18 protein-coding genes are annotated in these 15,670 nt (G+C 68.6%); 6 read left to right on the top strand and 12 right to left on the bottom strand.

Annotated features, from left to right (window positions below; all coding sequences use genetic code 11):
- Positions 1-79: 79 nt before the first annotated feature.
- Positions 80-1,279, top strand: coding sequence for an MFS transporter (locus A37U_RS0107595; protein ID WP_020496025.1), 1,200 nt, complete (start codon positions 80-82; stop codon positions 1,277-1,279).
- Here A37U_RS0107595 and A37U_RS0107590 read toward each other — a convergent pair.
- The 6 genes from A37U_RS0107590 to A37U_RS0107565 all read right to left on the bottom strand — a co-directional run bounded on the left by A37U_RS0107590 (position 1,177) and on the right by A37U_RS0107565 (position 5,123).
- Positions 1,177-2,193, bottom strand: a complete 1,017-nt coding sequence (locus A37U_RS0107590) for a helix-turn-helix domain-containing protein (protein WP_026196962.1) — start codon at positions 2,191-2,193, stop codon at positions 1,177-1,179. The two genes, A37U_RS0107595 and A37U_RS0107590, sit on opposite strands and share 103 nt — an antisense overlap.
- An 18-nt stretch (positions 2,194-2,211) precedes the next feature.
- Positions 2,212-2,973 carry an alpha/beta fold hydrolase gene (locus tag A37U_RS0107585; RefSeq protein WP_020496023.1) on the bottom strand — a complete coding sequence of 254 codons (762 nt, stop codon included), beginning with the start codon at positions 2,971-2,973 and terminating at the stop codon, positions 2,212-2,214.
- Positions 2,973-3,266, bottom strand: coding sequence for a DUF2516 family protein (locus tag A37U_RS0107580; RefSeq protein WP_031470247.1), 294 nt, complete (start codon positions 3,264-3,266; stop codon positions 2,973-2,975). The genes A37U_RS0107585 and A37U_RS0107580 overlap by 1 nt, the downstream gene beginning before the upstream one ends.
- A 106-nt stretch (positions 3,267-3,372) precedes the next feature.
- On the bottom strand, positions 3,373-4,155 hold the full coding sequence (locus A37U_RS42730; protein ID WP_020496021.1) for a hypothetical protein: 783 nt from the start codon (positions 4,153-4,155) through the stop codon (positions 3,373-3,375).
- A 5-nt stretch (positions 4,156-4,160) separates the two neighbouring features.
- Positions 4,161-4,619 carry a helix-turn-helix domain-containing protein gene (locus tag A37U_RS42725; protein ID WP_020496020.1) on the bottom strand — a complete coding sequence of 153 codons (459 nt, stop codon included), beginning with the start codon at positions 4,617-4,619 and terminating at the stop codon, positions 4,161-4,163.
- Between the two features lie 141 nt (positions 4,620-4,760).
- Positions 4,761-5,123, bottom strand: coding sequence for a VOC family protein (locus A37U_RS0107565; protein WP_020496019.1), 363 nt, complete (start codon positions 5,121-5,123; stop codon positions 4,761-4,763).
- 103 nt (positions 5,124-5,226) lie between these two features.
- On the opposite strand from A37U_RS0107565, the gene A37U_RS0107560 reads away from it, so the two are divergent.
- Entirely contained in the window at positions 5,227-5,733 is a 507-nt protein-coding gene (locus A37U_RS0107560) for a CGNR zinc finger domain-containing protein (RefSeq protein ID WP_020496018.1), read from the top strand.
- 15 nt (positions 5,734-5,748) lie between these two features.
- Here A37U_RS0107560 and A37U_RS0107555 read toward each other — a convergent pair whose 3' ends face one another.
- The gene (locus tag A37U_RS0107555; protein ID WP_157182679.1) at positions 5,749-5,985 is read right to left on the bottom strand and encodes a hypothetical protein; all 237 of its coding nucleotides are present in this window, start codon (positions 5,983-5,985) and stop codon (positions 5,749-5,751) included.
- Between the two features lie 186 nt (positions 5,986-6,171).
- Here A37U_RS0107555 and A37U_RS0107550 point away from each other — a divergent pair, with 186 nt between their 5' ends.
- Positions 6,172-7,500 carry an HNH endonuclease signature motif containing protein gene (locus tag A37U_RS0107550; RefSeq protein ID WP_020496016.1) on the top strand — a complete coding sequence of 443 codons (1,329 nt, stop codon included), beginning with the start codon at positions 6,172-6,174 and terminating at the stop codon, positions 7,498-7,500.
- Here the strand turns inward: A37U_RS0107550 and A37U_RS0107545 are convergent.
- A complete protein-coding gene (locus tag A37U_RS0107545; RefSeq protein ID WP_083933339.1) occupies positions 7,472-8,668 on the bottom strand; it encodes a DUF445 domain-containing protein in 1,197 nt (398 codons plus the stop codon). The two genes, A37U_RS0107550 and A37U_RS0107545, sit on opposite strands and share 29 nt — an antisense overlap.
- A gap of 194 nt (positions 8,669-8,862) precedes the next feature.
- Between A37U_RS0107545 and A37U_RS0107540 the strand changes: the two genes are divergently transcribed.
- On the top strand, positions 8,863-10,032 hold the full coding sequence (locus A37U_RS0107540) for a pyridoxal phosphate-dependent aminotransferase (RefSeq protein WP_020496014.1): 1,170 nt from the start codon (positions 8,863-8,865) through the stop codon (positions 10,030-10,032).
- Here A37U_RS0107540 and dgoD read toward each other — a convergent pair.
- Positions 10,019-11,170 carry a galactonate dehydratase gene (gene dgoD, locus A37U_RS0107535; protein WP_020496013.1) on the bottom strand — a complete coding sequence of 384 codons (1,152 nt, stop codon included), beginning with the start codon at positions 11,168-11,170 and terminating at the stop codon, positions 10,019-10,021. The genes A37U_RS0107540 and dgoD overlap by 14 nt on opposite strands.
- A gap of 82 nt (positions 11,171-11,252) precedes the next feature.
- Between dgoD and A37U_RS0107530 the strand changes: the two genes are divergently transcribed.
- Together A37U_RS0107530 and A37U_RS0107525 are read left to right on the top strand one after the other, a co-directional pair.
- On the top strand, positions 11,253-11,795 hold the full coding sequence (locus A37U_RS0107530) for a PadR family transcriptional regulator (RefSeq protein WP_020496012.1): 543 nt from the start codon (positions 11,253-11,255) through the stop codon (positions 11,793-11,795).
- Positions 11,792-13,819: an NADPH-dependent 2,4-dienoyl-CoA reductase gene (locus A37U_RS0107525; protein WP_020496011.1), complete on the top strand. Its 2,028-nt coding sequence runs from the start codon at positions 11,792-11,794 to the stop codon at positions 13,817-13,819. Before A37U_RS0107530 ends, A37U_RS0107525 begins: the two co-directional genes overlap by 4 nt.
- 31 nt (positions 13,820-13,850) lie before the next feature.
- Here the strand turns inward: A37U_RS0107525 and A37U_RS0107520 are convergent, their stop codons facing one another.
- The 3 genes from A37U_RS0107520 to A37U_RS0107510 form a co-directional block, all read right to left on the bottom strand.
- Positions 13,851-14,249 carry a hypothetical protein gene (locus tag A37U_RS0107520; RefSeq protein ID WP_020496010.1) on the bottom strand — a complete coding sequence of 133 codons (399 nt, stop codon included), beginning with the start codon at positions 14,247-14,249 and terminating at the stop codon, positions 13,851-13,853.
- 80 nt (positions 14,250-14,329) lie between these two features.
- Positions 14,330-15,070, bottom strand: a complete 741-nt coding sequence (gene yaaA, locus A37U_RS0107515; RefSeq protein WP_020496009.1) for a peroxide stress protein YaaA — start codon at positions 15,068-15,070, stop codon at positions 14,330-14,332.
- A gap of 31 nt (positions 15,071-15,101) precedes the next feature.
- Positions 15,102-15,653 carry a TetR/AcrR family transcriptional regulator gene (locus tag A37U_RS0107510; RefSeq protein ID WP_020496008.1) on the bottom strand — a complete coding sequence of 184 codons (552 nt, stop codon included), beginning with the start codon at positions 15,651-15,653 and terminating at the stop codon, positions 15,102-15,104.
- Positions 15,654-15,670 lie beyond the last annotated feature (17 nt).

Here is a 15,670-nt window from a genome sequence, read left to right as displayed (position 1 = left end):
CGAAACTGTACGCCCCTGACCGAAACTGTTCGAACAGTGTCGTTTCGGACACTCGTCAACTCGTGCCGCCCACCCGAAGATGGTTCTCGTGACTGAAACCCTCGCCGCGGACCGGGTCCGCGCTCGTTCCGCGAGCACCTGGCTCGGCGCCGGACTCGCCGTCCTGACTGTGGGCTGGAGCGCGCAGGAGTTCACTCCCCTGCTGCTGCTCTATCGCGCGCAGCTCGGTCTGTCCAGCACCGTGGTACAGGCGGCGTTCGCCCTCTACGCGCTCGGCCTCGTCCCCGGGCTGCTGCTCGGCGGCCCGGTCTCGGACCGGATCGGGCGCCGGAAGGTCATGCTGCCCACCCTGCTCGTCTCCGCGGCGGGCAGCGCGCTGCTCATGGCGGGCGGAACCGGGGTGCCGTGGCTGTTCATCGGCCGTCTCGTGGTCGGCATCGCCTGCGGGGCCGCGTTCAGCTCGGGGGCCGCCTGGATCAAGGAACTTTCCGCACAGAAGTCCGGGAATCCAGGTCCGCGCAGGCTCACCGTCGCGATGACCGCGGGCTTCGGCGGCGGGCCGATCATCGCGGGCGTGCTCGCGCAGTGGGCACCCTGGCCGACGGTGCTGCCCTATCTTCCGCACCTGGTACTCGTCGCGTTCGCGCTGCCGTTGGCCGCGCGCACCCCGGAGACCACGGGCAGGGCGAGCGGTGCCCGGGCCCGGCCGCGGTTCCGCGGCCGGTTCCTGCTCGTGGTCGCCCCGCTCGCGCCCTGGGTGTTCGCCACCGCCTCGATCGGCCTTTCCTATCTGCCCGGGCTGGTCGGGAAACAACTCGGCACACATGCCCTGATCTTCAGCGCGGTGGTGCCGATGCTGGTGGCAGCGGCCGGGATCGCGGTGCAACCGCTCGCCCGCCGCCTCGATCACCCGCAGCGGCCGCGGTTGCTCACGGTCGCGCTCGGCATCGTGGTCGCCGGGCTGCTGATCGCCATCGCCGCAGCGGCGGAGGGCAGCCCGCTGCTCGTCGCGCTCGCCGCACTCGTGCTCGGTGCGGCCTACGGGGCCTGCCAGGTCTGCGGGCTGCTCGAGGTGCAGCGGATCGCGCCGCCGGACCATCTCGCCTCGATGACCGCGATGTACCAGGCGCTGACCTATCTCGGCTTCGTGGTGCCCTTCCCGCTCGCCGCGCTCGGTCAGCTCGCCGCGCCGAGTGTGCTGCTCATCGCGGTTGCCGTGCTCGCGGTGCTCACTCTCGTATGGGTGCTGCCCGCCTCGCGCAGGAAGGTGCGCCGGTAGGCATCGGGCGCCGTGCCCACCACACGGTTGAAGTGCCGCCGCAGTGTGGTCGCGGTTCCCATTCCGGTCTTCGCCGCGATCTGCTCGATGCCGTGCTCGGTGGTCTCGAGCAGTTCCTGGGCGCGGTGCACGCGCTGGGTGAGCAGCCATTGCAACGGGGCGAGCCCGGTGACCGCGCGGAACCGCCTGGCCAGGGTGCGCGGGCTCAGGTTCGCCCTGCGCGCCAGATCCGCGATCGTCAGCGGCTCGTGCAGATGCGCGTACACCCACTCGAACAGCTCGCCGAGCACATCGTCCCCCGGGTCCCCGGCCATCGGGGCGGTGATGAACTGCGCTTGTCCCCCATCGCGGTGCGGGGGGACGACGAGCCTGCGCGCGATCGCGTTCGCCACCGAGGCACCGTGGTCCAGCCGGACCAGATGCAGGCACAGATCGATGCCCGCGGCCTTGCCCGCCGAAGTGAACACCGGACCGTCCTGCAGGTAGAGCACGTCCGGCTGCACCCGCACGTTCGGGTATCGGCGGGCGAGCCGGTCGGCGTGCAGCCAGTGCGTGGTGACCCGGCGCCCGTCCAGCAGTCCGGCCGCGGCGAGCACGAAGGCCCCGGTGCAGATGGACACGATCCGTGCCCCGTCGGCATGGGCAGCCCGCAGCGCTTCCAGTAGTTCGGCGTCGTACTCCGCGCCGACCTCGCAGGCGGGCACCACGACCGTGTCCGCGGTGGCGAGCGCGTCGAATCCGTACGGCGGCTCCGCGCGGAACCAGCCACCGACCTGCGCCCCGGATCGGCCGCACAGCCGGAACTCGTACCAGGGATCGGCGAGTTCGCTGCGGTCCACGCCGAATATCTCGCAGGGCGCGGTCACCCCGAACAGCGCGATCCCCTCGGTCACTGCGACCGCGACGCTACTCATGTCCGAAAGTGTACGCAGCTATACGTTCGAGACAAGGTCGCGCAGCAGCTCGCGGACCACGCCGCGATGGGTGAGCAGCGGCGCGGCCGAGTCCAGGATCTCCAGCCGCGCCACCGGAATGGCGGCGGCGACCGCGCGCGCCACCGATTCGGCGTGCAGCGGGTCCTTGGTCGCGCCGAGCACGAGCACGGGTGCGGTGACCGCGGCCAGCCGCCCGGGCTCCGGGACCGGGGCGTCGTTCGGGATCGCCCGCATCGCCTCCGGAATCCTGGCCAGTGCGGTGGTGCGCGCCTCGACATAACCGCCGACATCCACCCCGTCCGGGAGTTGTTCCCCGACCAGTCCGCGCAGCCGGTCCAGATCGGAGTCCTCGACGGCGGAGGCGAATTCGGCGAAGGCGCGCATGGCCGGGCTTTCCCGTGGCGCGTCGAGTGCGCCGGGCAGCAGCAGACCGGCCGCGGCGAACCGGCCGGGTTCCTCGGCGAGCAGACGCAGCAGGGCGCCGGTACCCAGGGAGGTGCCGATCGCGGCGCGCGCTCCCGTGGAGTCCGCGAGCTCGGCGATGTCCTCGGCGACCCGGGTGTAGGACCAGTAACCGGCGGGCGCGTCCACGGCGTCTCCGTGTCCGGGCAGGGTGGCCACGACACGGGTTCCGGGCAGCCCGGATGCGGGCAGCCGGGCCTCTCCGCTGGTGGCACCGAGTCCGGGCACGACGAGGGTGACCGGATCACCGCTGCCGTAGGACTGCCAGCGCAAGCCGGAGGCGAGGGTTCCCTGCATCAGTGTGAGCCGCGCTGGACCTCGGCCAGCTTGGGCCGCACATCCACGAGGTACACCAGGATCGCGACGGTTCCGGCCACCCAGACGATGAACAGGATCCCGCCGAAATGGAACAGCGCGCATGCCGCCGTTCCCGCCGCGGTGATCCCCAGCCACTTGGGCTTGCTGAGCTTGTCGGCCGCGGTGAACGCGTCGGCCCGCTGCGTGACGGCATGCAGCACGGCGAACAAGCCCGCGGCGACCGCGATCCAGCTGATCGCCTCTGAGATGTAATAGGTTACCCAGTCCTGCACGAGTTCCAGCGTACGCAATCTTCTCGATCACGAAGCGGCTCCCCCACGGGCGCTGGTGCCCGTGGGGGAGCCGGTCCCCTCGGTCTTGCCTGATGGAGAGACTCGGTTACTTCTTCGTCTCACCGGTCTTGCGGGTGGTGGAGGTGGCCCGCGGAGTGGTCTTGGCGGTGCTCGCCGGCTTGGCCGAGGACGGCTTGGCCGTCTTCTCCGTGGTCTTCTCGCTCGCCTTCTCGGCGGTCTCCTCCGCCTGGGCGCTGACCTTCTCGCCGGCCCGCGTCGTGTTCGCCGCGACCTTCTCCCCGGCACGGGCCACGGTCTGCGATGCCTCGGTCACCGTGGCCGCGGCCTTGTCCGCCGCCTTGTCCGCGCCGCCTCGCAGGTTGACCCGGTTGAACACCTCCTCGGCGAGATCACGGGCATCGCCCGCGGCATCGCCGATCCGGTCCTGCGCCTGGCTCACCGCGTCCTCGAGCTGGTCGAGGGCCTTGCTGACCTGAGGGTTCTCTCGCAGCTTGTCCAAAGTGGACTCACCGTGCTCGGCAAGGTACTGGTACAGATCCCCGGCGGCCTTGGAGTAGGCGTCCACGAGATCACGCAGTTCACCGGGATCGACGAGCTTGCGCAGTTCCTGCGGGTCGATCAGCTTGTCCAGCTCCGCGGCGTCCAGGTGCTCGCGCAGCTCGGTCACATCCACCGGGGTCTTCGGCTTGTCGTTCTGCTCGACCTGGGCGCGGGCCTTGTTCAGCAGATCGGCGACGGCCTGGGTGGCCAGATCGCCCGCGCCGAGCGCGGCGAGCAGCGGGGTGCGCACCTGCTCGACGACATCGCCGAAGCGCTCACTGACCTGATCGCGGACCTGGTCCCGGGTTTTCTTCGCGGTGGCGTTCATGATCGTTACTCCTTGATTTCGGTGTGGTTCGGGCCGGTTTCGCTCTGCTGCCGCACCGAATCCGGTTCCGCATCGCTGCCCACCGCGCCATCCGCCCCACCGACTTCCCGGGCGCGGTTCTCCCTGCGAAACGATTCGTAGATATCGAGCAAAACCTGCTTCTGCCGGTCTGAAATGTCTGTCGCGGAACGGATCGCCTCACCGACCGGACCGCCGAGCGGAGCTTCCAGAATGCCCGCCTGCACATACAGCGCCTCGGCGGAAATGCGCAGCCCCTTGGCGATCTGGGCAAGTATTTCCGCGCTCGGCTTGCGCAGGCCACGCTCGACCTGGCTCAAATACGGATTGGAGACCCCGGCGAGTTTCGACAATTGCCGAAGCGAGATTTTCGCGCTGCTTCGTTGTTGGCGAATATACTCGCCGATGTCCTTGCCGATATCGGTCACCGCCTGGTTCACATCCATTGCGGTCACCTCCTTGTCTTGGCGATGACACAACGGTACAGCGGAGTGCTAACTCTTGCAAGCACCTTGCTTGCAAGAGTCGGTGTGGCACTCACCACCGGCGATCAGACAGCTCTCACCCGTCCACTGTGGACCGGGAGCTCAGCGGCAGAGGCAGAACGGATGCCCCGCGGGATCCGCGTACACCCAGAAGGATTCATGGCTGTCGTCGAGCAACCGGGCGCCGAGGGCGAGCGCGCGCTCGTGCTGCGCGGCCAGATCGGCGACCTGGAAGTCCAGATGCGCCATCTGATGACGTTCCCTGCTCGGCCAGGTCGAGGCACGCACCTCCGGATCGAGCTGGAACCCGAGCGCGGGACCACCGCCCGGATCGCGCAGGGTCGCCCATTCCGCGCCGGGTTCGACCGAGAGATCCGGCCAGTCCAGCAGCGCGCCGTAGAACCCGGCGAGCGCCGCGGGATCGGGACAGTCGAGGACGTAAGCACCGAGCGAAGCAGCGGACATCGGAACCACTCCTAACTAGCATAGTTGTTTTGCCGGTTAGTATGACTGGCCGAATGGTGAGCGGCAAGGACATTTCCCGGGGGCACGCTTTACACTGGGGAAGGTGACTGCCGGACGGGTAACCGCTTCCGCACCCGCGGAACGCGATATCGAACTGGTGATGAGCTTCCTGAACACACTCGACGTCGAGGACGGCGTCGATGTGCTCGCCGAACGCGGAGGCTGGTCCTCGTGGGTGCGCGACAGAGATCTCGGCGCCCCCGGTGTGGCCGAACAGGCCGCACGGGTGCGCTCTGCGCTCCGTGGATCGGTGGGCGATCATCTCGCCCGGCCCTCGGGACCGACGGGTCTCTCGACGACCGGTGAACTGACCGTGCACATTCGCGAGCACGGCCCGGTCCTGGTGGCGCACACCGCCATCGGGGAGATCCTCGCCGCCGCATCCCGGCTGAGCACCCTCGGGATGTGGGACCGGGTGAAGATCTGTCCCGCCGATTCCTGTCGCTGGGCCTTCTACGACCGTTCCCGCAACCGCAGCCGCACCTGGTGCTCGATGCAGGTGTGCGGCAACCGGGAGAAGGCTCGCATCTGGCGGGAAAAGCACGCCTGAGCGAGCGGGTGCTCCCTAGGAGCGCTTCTTCTTCTCGCCGTCGAGCACGATGACGATCGAGAACATCACCACGACCACGCCGAGTGGGAGCAGGTATGCCCACGCCCCGGTGATGCCGAGTCCTCCGGTGACCTTTCCGTAGAGACCGCCCTGTTCCCAGCCGGCCACCCGCTGGATGAGCGGAAGCAGCCCGAACATGCTGCCGAGCGCGACACACAGCCCCATACGCGCTTCGTACCCCGATTTCGTCATGGTTACGACCGTAGGCTCGCCCTCGATCTGTTGCACGGCACGCGAAACCTGCAGCAGATACGCGCGACGATCGACTACCACGTGTGGCGGCTGCTCTAGACGCGGTGTCGTCAGCAGGGCGATTTTCGACGGAGGATTATCGGCGATGGCGGGAAAAATTCACCACTCTATGATAATATAGATGTCATGAGCACTGGGGAAATCAGCGCAATACTGTCGAGCCGGGAACGGGTCGATCGGTTCGTGGAACAAGCGGCCGTCGCGCGCCGCGCCGAGGCGGAGATGCTCGACCAGGCCGCACAACTGGAGAAAGACGGCGCACCGATCGAGTTCGGCTACGGATCAATGACACGCATGCTCGAAGACACGCTGCGCATCAGCCGCGCCGAAGCCCGCCGCATGGCCGATCGCGTGCACGACCTCTTCGGTGCACTCGGCATCAGCGGAGAACCCATTCCCGCCGACCTACCGAACACCGCAAACGCCTATCTGCGTGGAGAACTCGGTGCCGAACACGTGGACCGGATCCGCCGATTCGCCACCGAACTACCCGCCGATGTACTGACCGGCAATTCCTGGCCGATCGCGGAGAAAGCCCTCGCCGAGACCGCCACCGAAGTCGGACCACGCGGACTGGCGCGCCCGATCCGGGAACTCCACGCGCTCCTCGACCCGGACGGGCAACAACCAGACGATCGCGAACTCGCCCGCCCCGCACGGCAAGTCTGGTTGGAACAGTGGCAAAACGACTGGACCATCCACGGGAGACTGGACTACGAAACCGGGTTGAAACTCCGCAGTGTCTTCGACGCGCTCGGCACACCCGATAGGCGCACCCAAGCCGAACGAGACGCCGATGCCTTCGCCGAGGTCGTCCGGTTCGCCGCCAACCCGGAGAATCTTCCCGAAAACGGGAGCGAACCGTTCACCATCATGGTCACCATGACCGAACAAGCCCTGCGCGAAGGCATCGGCCAAGCCACCACCATGGACGGCACCACCATCCCTGCCACCCAACTACGCCGCATCGCCTGCGACGCAGGACATACCAAGGAGGCCGGAGGTAAGCCGACTCGAAGAAACACGGACCATCCGATCGACAACGCTCGGCTTACCGGAGGCCGGATTGGTATCTACCAACACAGCATCCCCACCGTGCTCGGCTCAGCGGGCGAAGTACTCGACATGGGCTGCCGCGATCGCACCGCACCACCAAAGTTGCGCCGACGACTCATCGCCCGAGACCGCGGCTGCGCACACCCCGACTGCGACAAACCACCGAACCTCACCCAAGCGCACCACATTCAGCACCACGCCAGCGGCGGACTCACCACCCAAGACAACATGGTCCTCCTCTGTGCTCACCACCACCGCATGATCCACCAAACCGAATGGACAGTTCGCATCCACAACGGCACACCCGAATTCACCCCACCCGAATACCGCACCCGTGAGCCACACTCTCCCGGCACAGTCGAGGTTGCAGTCAGAACAGCTGCGTCGCCGCGTGGATGAGCAGACCGGCAAGCGCACCGACGATGGTGCCGTTGATCCGGATGAACTGCAGATCCTTACCGACCTGGATCTCGATTTTGCGGGAGGCCTCCTTGCCGTCCCAGCGTTCCACGGTGTCCGAGATGAGGGTGCTGATCTCGGTGGCGTAGTTGCGCACCACGTAACCGACGGCACCCTCGACCCAACCGTCCACTTTGGACTGCAGCCCGGGGTCGGACTCGAGCCGCTTGCCGAGGTTGACCAGCCCATCCCGGACCCGCCTGCGCAGTTCGGAGGACGGATCCTCGGCGGCGTCGAGCAGCATGCGCTTGGCGGTGCCCCACGCGGAGGAGATCAGGCCCTGCACCTCCGGGTGTTCGAGCACCTGCTGTTTGACGTTCTCGGCGCGCTGCATCATCTCCGGATCGGTCTGCAGGTCTTTGGCGAACTCGACGAGGAACCCGTCGAGTGCCTGGCGCATCGGATGATTGACGTCGACCTTGACCGCCCAGGCGAAGGCGAGCAGTTCGGTGTAGACCTTGTCGGCGAGCATCTCGTCGACGAATTTGGGCGACCAGGACGGGGACCGCTCGGCGACCACCCCGAGCACGGTCTCGTGGTTGTCCCGCACCCAGGCGTAGGCGCGATCGGTGACCAGATCGACGAGCCGGTGATGCGATCCGTCCTCGAACACCCGCGCGAGGATCTTGCCCAGCGGCGGACCCCACGGCTGATCGACCAGCCTGCGCACCACGGCCTGTTCCATGACCGCCTGCACATCCTCGTCGCGCAGCACGGTGACCACGCCGCGCAGCACGGTGGCGAGCTCGGCGGTGACCCGCTCGGCACTCTCCTCCTTGCGCAGCCACGCCCCGATGCGCGCGGCGATGGCCACACTGGACAGCTTGCCGCGCACCACCTCCTCGGCGAGAAAGTTGGTGCCCACGAAGTCGGACAGCGCCGAACCGATGGTGTCCTTGCGGGTCGGGATGATCGCGGTGTGCGGGATCGGCAGCCCGAGCGGGCGCTTGAACAACGCGGTCACCGCGAACCAGTCGGCGAGCGCACCGACCATGCTCGCCTCGGCCGCGGAGTTGACGTAGCCGACCCAGCCACTCGGCCCGAGGATGGAGGTCACCACGTACACGATGGCGGCGATGACCAGCGCGGACAGCGCGACGATCTTCATCCGGCGCAGCTGGCGCAGCTTGGCCTGCTGCACGGGGGGCAGTGTTTCGGTCGAGGTCACCGTCCCATTGTGACAGCACAGGCTCTATCGATGGCTCGGCTTCTCACTCGTTCCGGGCCTCGGTCGCCAGGGGCTCCCTCCCATCTCGAAAAGCGGTCGCTCGCTCGATCGGCGCCTTCGCGTAAACTCCCCGTGTGCGAGAACCACCCGTCGTCCCGAAGCTGCGCCCGTTCACCACGACCGTGTTCGCCGAGATGACCGCGCTCGCGGTACGTACCGAGGCGGTGAATCTCGGTCAGGGATTCCCGGACACCGACGGCCCCGCGGGCATGCTGCGCGTGGCCACCGAGTCGATCGCGAACGGGGTGAACCAGTATCCGCCCGGGCCGGGGATGCCGGAACTGCGCGCCGCGGTCGCCGAGCACCGCACCCGCTACGGCCTGCACTACGACCCGGACACCGAAGTACTGGTCACCGTCGGCGCGACCGAGGCGATCAGCGCGGCCATGCTCGGGCTCGTCGATACCCAGGACGAGGTACTGGTGATCGAGCCCTACTACGACTCCTACGCCGCCGCGGTGGCCATGGCCGGGGCCCAGCGCAAGGCCGTTCCGCTGCGCCGGGACGGGGACCGGTTCGCGGTCGACCTGGACGAGCTGCGCGCCGCCGTCGGCCCGCGCACCAGGGCGATCCTGGTCAATTCCCCGCACAATCCGACCGGAACGGTGTTCACCACCGAGGACCTGGCCGGGATCGCGCGGATCTGTGTGGAGCGCGATCTGATCGCGGTGACCGACGAGGTGTACGAGCACCTGGTCTACGACGGCGCGGAACACCACTCGCTGGCCGAGTTCGAGGGGATGCGCGAACGCACCGTGGCGATCTCCAGCGCGGGCAAGAGCTTCAACTGCACCGGATGGAAGATCGGCTGGGTGTGCGCGCCCGCCCCGCTGCTCGGCGCGGTGCGCGCGGCCAAGCAATTCCTCACCTTCGTCGGCGGGGCACCGTTCCAGCCCGCGGTCGCGCACGCGCTGCGCGCCGAGGGCGAATGGGTCGCCGAACTGCGCAACGGTTTGCAGGACAAGCGGAATCGGCTGGCGAACGGGCTCGCCGATGCGGGTTTCGGGGTGCTCTCCAGCCAGGGCACCTACTTCATCTGCGCGGATGTGCGCCCGCTCGGGTTCACCGACGGCGCGCAGCTGTGCTGGTCGCTGCCCGAACGTGCCGGGGTGGCCGCGGTACCGGTCGAGGCGTTCACCGACGAACCCGGACCGTGGCGCTCGCTGGTGCGCTTCGCTTTCTGCAAACGCGATGAGGTGCTCGACGAAGGCATCGCGCGATTGCGGAAACTCACCACTCGGTGAGGCGCCCGTCCGGCAGGCGCCACTGCGGGTCCGGGATCACGTGTTCGGTGTGCCCGCGCTCGAGCGCGCCGGGATCCAGTTCGATCCCCAGCCCGGGACCTTCCGGAACGGGCAGGTAGCCGTCCACCGGGCGCAGCGGGCCGGGATCGCGCAGATAATCCTGCGGCTCGGCGCTACCGGCCCCCGCGTAACCGGTGTTGTAGTGCAGCCCGAGCGACTGTTCGAGCATCGGGATTCCCGCGCAGCAGCCCGCCACCTGGAGCGAGGCGGCGAGCGAGACCGGTCCGTTCGGGCAGTGCGGGATCACCGGAACGTCGTAGCACTCGGCCATCCGGCAGATCTTCTCCAGTTCGAACAGCCCGGTGAGCGAGACATCGGGCTGCAGGATGTCGACCGCGCCGCCGTGCAGCAGTTCGCGGAACTCCCAGCGGGAACACAACCGTTCCCCGGTGGCGATCCGGGTGGCGGCGCGCAGATCCCCGAGCAGCGAATCGTGGCCCGGTGCGAGCGGTTCCTCGACCCAGAGCAGCCGGTACGGTTCGAGTTCGCGCAGCAGCGGGCGCAGCATCGGGCGGTGTACCCGGCCGTGGAAATCCAGGGCCAGGTCCAGCCGGGTGCCGAACGCCTCGCGCAATGCGGCGACCCGGGCGATCACCTCGTCCGCCGCCGCGGTCGTCTCGATCTGGTCGAACTCGGCGGTCGCGTTCATCTTCACCACGGAGAAGCCTTGTTCCAGGCGCAGCCGCGCGGCCTCGACCACCTCGCCCGGCCGGTCCCCGCCGATCCAGGCATAGACCCGGACCCGGTCTCGCACCCGCCCGCCGAGCAGCTCCCACACCGGCACCCCGAAGCGGCGGGCCTTGATGTCCCACAGTGCCTGCTCGATCGCCGCGGCCGCGGTGGACAGCACCGGACCGCCGCGGAAGAAGGCTCCCTGGCGGCAGCGGGTGGCGATCTCCTCGATCCGGTTCTCGTCCGCGCCGTGCAGCACCCGGCCGAGTTCACCGACCGCCGCGCGCACGCTGGCCACGCGTTTGGGCACGATCGCCTCGCCCCAGCCGCTGGACCGCTCGGTGTCCACGCGCACGAGGATCCAGCGCGGCCGGACCGGGTACACGGCGATGCCGGTGATCGTCATGCACCCCGTATACCACCCGCGCGTGGTGTTTCTTTAGGCAACTGGTTGCAGTGCACCTTGTTGCATAGGTAGCCTGCCCGGCATGGCGCTCGAACACGCGATCCTCGTCTCGCTCGAGGAACGGCCCGGCTCCGGATACGAGCTCGCCGGCCGGTTCGACAAGTCCATCGGCTATTTCTGGGCGGCCACCCATCAGCAGATCTACCGGACCCTGAAGCGGATGGTGGAGCTGGACTGGGTCGCCGTGGAACACATCGCGCAGCAGGGCCGCCCCGACAAGAAGCACTACCGGATCGCCGCGGGCGGGCGCGCCGAACTGCGCCGCTGGCTCGCCGAGCCGAGCGAACCGGCGCACCTGCGCGAGGAGCTGGCGGTGAAGGTGCGCGGAGCGAGCCTCGGGGATGTGGCCGCGGTCCGGGCCGAGGTCGCGCGGCACCGGGACCACCACGCGGAACGACTCGACGTGTACCGCGTGATCGAGAAGAACGACTTCCCCGATCCGGGCTCGCTGCACGGCCGGGGATTGCACCAGTACCTCGTACTGCGCGGCGGAATCCGTGCCGAACAGGGCATGGTCGAGTGGTGCGAGGAAGTACTCGAAGCCTTGGGGCGTGACCGGTCATGACCACTTACCCGAACCTGCTCGCACCACTCGATCTCGGGTTCACCACGCTGCGCAACCGGGTGCTCATGGGTTCCATGCACACCGGGCTCGAGGATCGCGCGCGCGATCTGGACAAGCTCGCCGAGTACTTCGCCGAACGCGCGCGCGGCGGGATCGGGCTGATGGTCACCGGTGGCTTCGCACCGAACAAGACCGGTTCGCTCTATCCCCTGGCCTCGAAACTGAGCACCCGTGGTGAGGCAGGCAAGCACCATGTGCTCACCGACGCGGTGCACGAGTCCGGCGGCAAGATCGCGTTGCAGCTGCTGCACGCGGGCCGGTACTCGTATCATCCGCTCTCGGTCTCCGCCTCGTCGATCAAGGCCCCGATCAATCCCTTCCGCCCGCGCGCGCTGAGCGAGCGCGGGATCCGCAAACAGATCGCGGACTTCGGCCGGGCCGCCGGCCTGGCCCGGGAGGCCGGATACGACGGCATCGAGATCATGGGTTCGGAGGGCTATTTCATCAACCAGTTCCTCGCCCCACGGACCAACAAGCGCACCGATTCCTGGGGCGGGACCCCGGAGGGCCGCCGCCGGATCGCCGTGGAGATCGTGCGGGCAGCGCGGGCGGCCACCGGCCCGGATTTCATCATCATCTACCGGATCTCGCTGTGGGACCTGGTGGACGGCGGGCAGACCTGGGACGAGGTGCTGGCGCTTGCCGGGGAGATCGAGCAGGCGGGCGCCACCCTGCTCAACACCGGGATCGGCTGGCACGAGGCGCGGGTACCGACCATCGTGACCTCGGTCCCGCGCGCGGCGTTCACCGGGATCACCGCGAAACTGCGGCCGCACATCGGTATCCCGATCGTCACTTCGAACCGGATCAACATGCCGCAGACCGCCGAGGAAGTGCTCGCTCGCGGGGACGCCGACCTCATCTCCATGGCCCGCCCGCTGCTCGCCGATCCGGACTGGGTACGCAAGGCGGAAACCGAGCGCGCCGACGAGATCAACACCTGCATCGCGTGCAACCAGGCCTGCCTGGACCACACCTTCTCGCTCAAGCGCGCCACCTGCATGCTCAATCCGCGCGCCGCGCACGAGACCGAGCTGCGCCTGCTGCCGACCCGACGGGCCAGACACATCGCGGTGGTCGGCGCCGGTCCGGCCGGGCTCTCCGCCGCGATCGGGCTCGCCGGGCGTGGGCACGCGGTGGAACTGTTCGAGGCCGAGGAATCCATCGGCGGGCAGTTCGCGATCGCCCAGCGAATTCCCGGCAAGGAAGAGTTCGGCGAAACCATCCGCTACTACCGCCGCCAGCTCGAACTGACCGGGGTGAAACAGCACCTCGGCACCCCGGCGAGTGCGGAAACCCTTGCCGCGGGCGGATTCGACGAGATCATCGTGGCCACCGGGGTCACCCCGCGGATGCCCGCGATCCCCGGCATCGGGCACCCATCCGTGCTGTCCTATGTGGACGTCGTCAAGCACGGGAAACCGGTCGGTGACCGGGTCGCGGTGATCGGCGCGGGCGGGATCGGGGTGGACGTGAGCGAATTCCTCACCCACGCCGGTTCACCCAGCCTCGACCTGCGCGCGTGGCAGGCGGAGTGGGGCGTCACCGATCCGGAGCTGGCCCGCGGCGGGGTGACCGAGGCCCGCCCGGAGCCCGCACCGCATCAGGTGTATCTGTTACAGCGCAAGGAAACACGCATCGGCAAGGGCTTGGGGAAAACGACCGGCTGGGTGCACCGCGCCGCGCTGAAGGCCAAGCATGTGCAGCAGCTGACCGATGTGCGCTACGACAAGATCGACGACGCCGGGCTGCACATCAGTTTCGGGGACAAGCACGAACGCCCGCAGTTGCTCGCGGTGGACACGATCGTGGTGTGCGCCGGTCAGGAATCGGCTCGCGGGCTCGCCGAGGAGCTCACCGCGCTCGGGGCGGACCCGCACGTCATCGGCGGGGCCGAACTGGCCGCGGAACTGGACGCGAAGCGGGCGATCGACCAGGGAACCCGGCTGGCCGCAAGTCTGTGAGACCAGCCGGGCGCGCCCTCAGGGTGGAGTCCTATTGGCGGAACGCCGCGCAGGCGGCGGCCGCGTAGGTCGGGGTCTTGCTGCCCCGGTACGTCACCTCGACCCAGTGGTTGTCGTAGACCTGCTTGTTGTCCGAGCCGACGCAGCTGTACTTGCCGCCGACGACGTAGGGACCGCACACCGGCTTGTCCGCGGCGGCGTTCACACAGGTCGCGTAGTCGTCACAGCTGAGCGTGGTCACCGCCTTCGCGGTCATGTCCGCGCCCTCACGCAGGTTGAGCTTGCACGCGTTGTACTGGCTCGCGTGCACCAGCCACGGCGCGTGCTGCGGCTGGCCGGGGTTGTCGGCGGCGGCCGCGGTTCCGGCGATCGAGAAACCGGCGAGCACCGCGAGGGCACCGGCGGACGCGGCTCTGCGGATGAATGTCACGTTGTCCTCCAGAAAGTTTCCGTAGTAGAGGACGGCAGCGTAGCGAGCCGATTACCGACACGAGTGGGTGATATGGACTCTCAGTCGGTGAGCAGCTCGATCGTGTAGTCGCCGGTCCGCTCCACGTGCAGGCCCGCCTTCGCCACCAGCCGCAGCAGTCCCTCCACAGTGGACGGCTCGGTGCGCGCGGCGGCCAGTACCGCGGCGAGCTTCCCCTTGTAGGCCTTGTTGTGATGGCTGACCGTCTTGCGCACCCCGGCCGCGTTCTCGGTGACCACGCGCACCGTCACCGCGTACGGCACGCGCGCGAGGTTGGCGTACACCCCGGAACGCAGGTCCACGATGAGCCCGTCCATCCCGGCGAGCACCGGCTCCAGCGCGGGCCGCCACAGTGCCGGAAGCGAACCGATCGCGGGCAGGGCGCTCCCGCCGGAGAGCCGGTAGGCCGGGATCCGGTCGGTACCGCTCGCGATGCCGAACAGTGCGGAGGCCACGGCGAGCCGACGGTCCGCCTTGGCCCGGGCCGCCTTGCTGAACGAACCGATGTCCAGCGCGTCATAGAGCACCCCGGTGTAGCGCTCGAGCGCGGGCAGCGTCGGCGAATCGCGCAGCAGGGCGTTGTGCTCCACCTCGTGTTCCTGGCGGGGCGAGAGGCCGAGCGCGCGCAGGCTCGCGGGCACATCCGCGGCGAGCTCGGCCAGCGCGTCGGCGAGTTTGGCACGCACCGGGTTCAGCTCACCGAAGGCGAGCGACCCCAGCTCGAGCGGGGCACCGTCCCCGCCGAGGGCCTTGGTCTCCGAAGGGGGCAGCAACACGAACACACCGAGCAGCGTAACGGCATGATCCGGGCCACTACTCGCGGCGGCGCACCCCGTTCAGCACGATGTCGAGCAGGTGCCGGGCACGCGCATCCCATTCGTCCTCCCCGAGCCGGGAAAGGTAACCGATCAGGATGATCACGTCCCTGGCGTCGACGTCCGCGCGGATCGTCCCGTTTGCCTGGCCCGCTTCGAGCAGAGTGGTCACCGCATCGCCGATCGGGCCGAGGCTGTGCGCGGAAAGATCCCGCCAGACCGCGACCTCGACCGCGGCGAACACCCCGCGCTTGACCCGCGCGTACTCGGCGACCCGGTCGAACCAGCGGGCCAGCGCCTCCACGGGCGGGTACTCGGCGAGCAGTTCCGGGGCCGCGACGATCAGCTCCTCCACGTCCCTGCGGTAGACCTCGGCGAGCAGTTCCGCGCGCGTCGGGAAATGCCGGTAGAGGGTGCCCTGGCCGACCCCGGCGCGCTTGGCGATCGCGTTGAGCTTCGGCTCCGCCGCTTCGGCGACGGCCGCCCTGGCCGCCTCGATGATGCGCGCGCGGTTCTCGGTGGCGTCGGCACGGCGACGGGATGGGTTCATGCGCCCTCGACTGTGTT

The sequence above is a fragment of the Sciscionella marina DSM 45152 genome (assembly GCF_000379465.1).
GTDB classification, from domain to species: Bacteria; Actinomycetota; Actinomycetes; order Mycobacteriales; family Pseudonocardiaceae; genus Sciscionella; species Sciscionella marina.
The sequence above is the reverse complement of the archived record's forward strand: the minus strand, read 5'-3'. Positions and strand labels throughout refer to the sequence as shown.

Bases quoted from the DNA above. Each gene is read 5' to 3' on its own strand.
- A37U_RS0107530 (WP_020496012.1), top strand. From the start codon at position 11,253: ATGGCGCTCGAACACGCGATCCTCGTCTCGCTCGAGGAACGGCCCGGC.
- A37U_RS42725 (WP_020496020.1), bottom strand. From the start codon at position 4,619: ATGGATGTGAACCAGGCGGTGACCGATATCGGCAAGGACATCGGCGAG.
- A37U_RS0107595 (WP_020496025.1), top strand. From the start codon at position 80: ATGGTTCTCGTGACTGAAACCCTCGCCGCGGACCGGGTCCGCGCTCGT.
- A37U_RS0107590 (WP_026196962.1), bottom strand. From the start codon at position 2,193: ATGAGTAGCGTCGCGGTCGCAGTGACCGAGGGGATCGCGCTGTTCGGG.
- A37U_RS0107565 (WP_020496019.1), bottom strand. From the start codon at position 5,123: ATGTCCGCTGCTTCGCTCGGTGCTTACGTCCTCGACTGTCCCGATCCC.
- A37U_RS0107510 (WP_020496008.1), bottom strand. From the start codon at position 15,653: ATGAACCCATCCCGTCGCCGTGCCGACGCCACCGAGAACCGCGCGCGC.
- A37U_RS0107525 (WP_020496011.1), top strand. From the start codon at position 11,792: ATGACCACTTACCCGAACCTGCTCGCACCACTCGATCTCGGGTTCACC.
- A37U_RS0107555 (WP_157182679.1), bottom strand. From the start codon at position 5,985: ATGACGAAATCGGGGTACGAAGCGCGTATGGGGCTGTGTGTCGCGCTC.
- dgoD (WP_020496013.1), bottom strand. From the start codon at position 11,170: ATGACGATCACCGGCATCGCCGTGTACCCGGTCCGGCCGCGCTGGATC.
- A37U_RS0107585 (WP_020496023.1), bottom strand. From the start codon at position 2,973: ATGCAGGGAACCCTCGCCTCCGGCTTGCGCTGGCAGTCCTACGGCAGC.
- A37U_RS42730 (WP_020496021.1), bottom strand. From the start codon at position 4,155: ATGAACGCCACCGCGAAGAAAACCCGGGACCAGGTCCGCGATCAGGTC.
- A37U_RS0107550 (WP_020496016.1), top strand. From the start codon at position 6,172: ATGAGCACTGGGGAAATCAGCGCAATACTGTCGAGCCGGGAACGGGTC.
- A37U_RS0107545 (WP_083933339.1), bottom strand. From the start codon at position 8,668: ATGAAGATCGTCGCGCTGTCCGCGCTGGTCATCGCCGCCATCGTGTAC.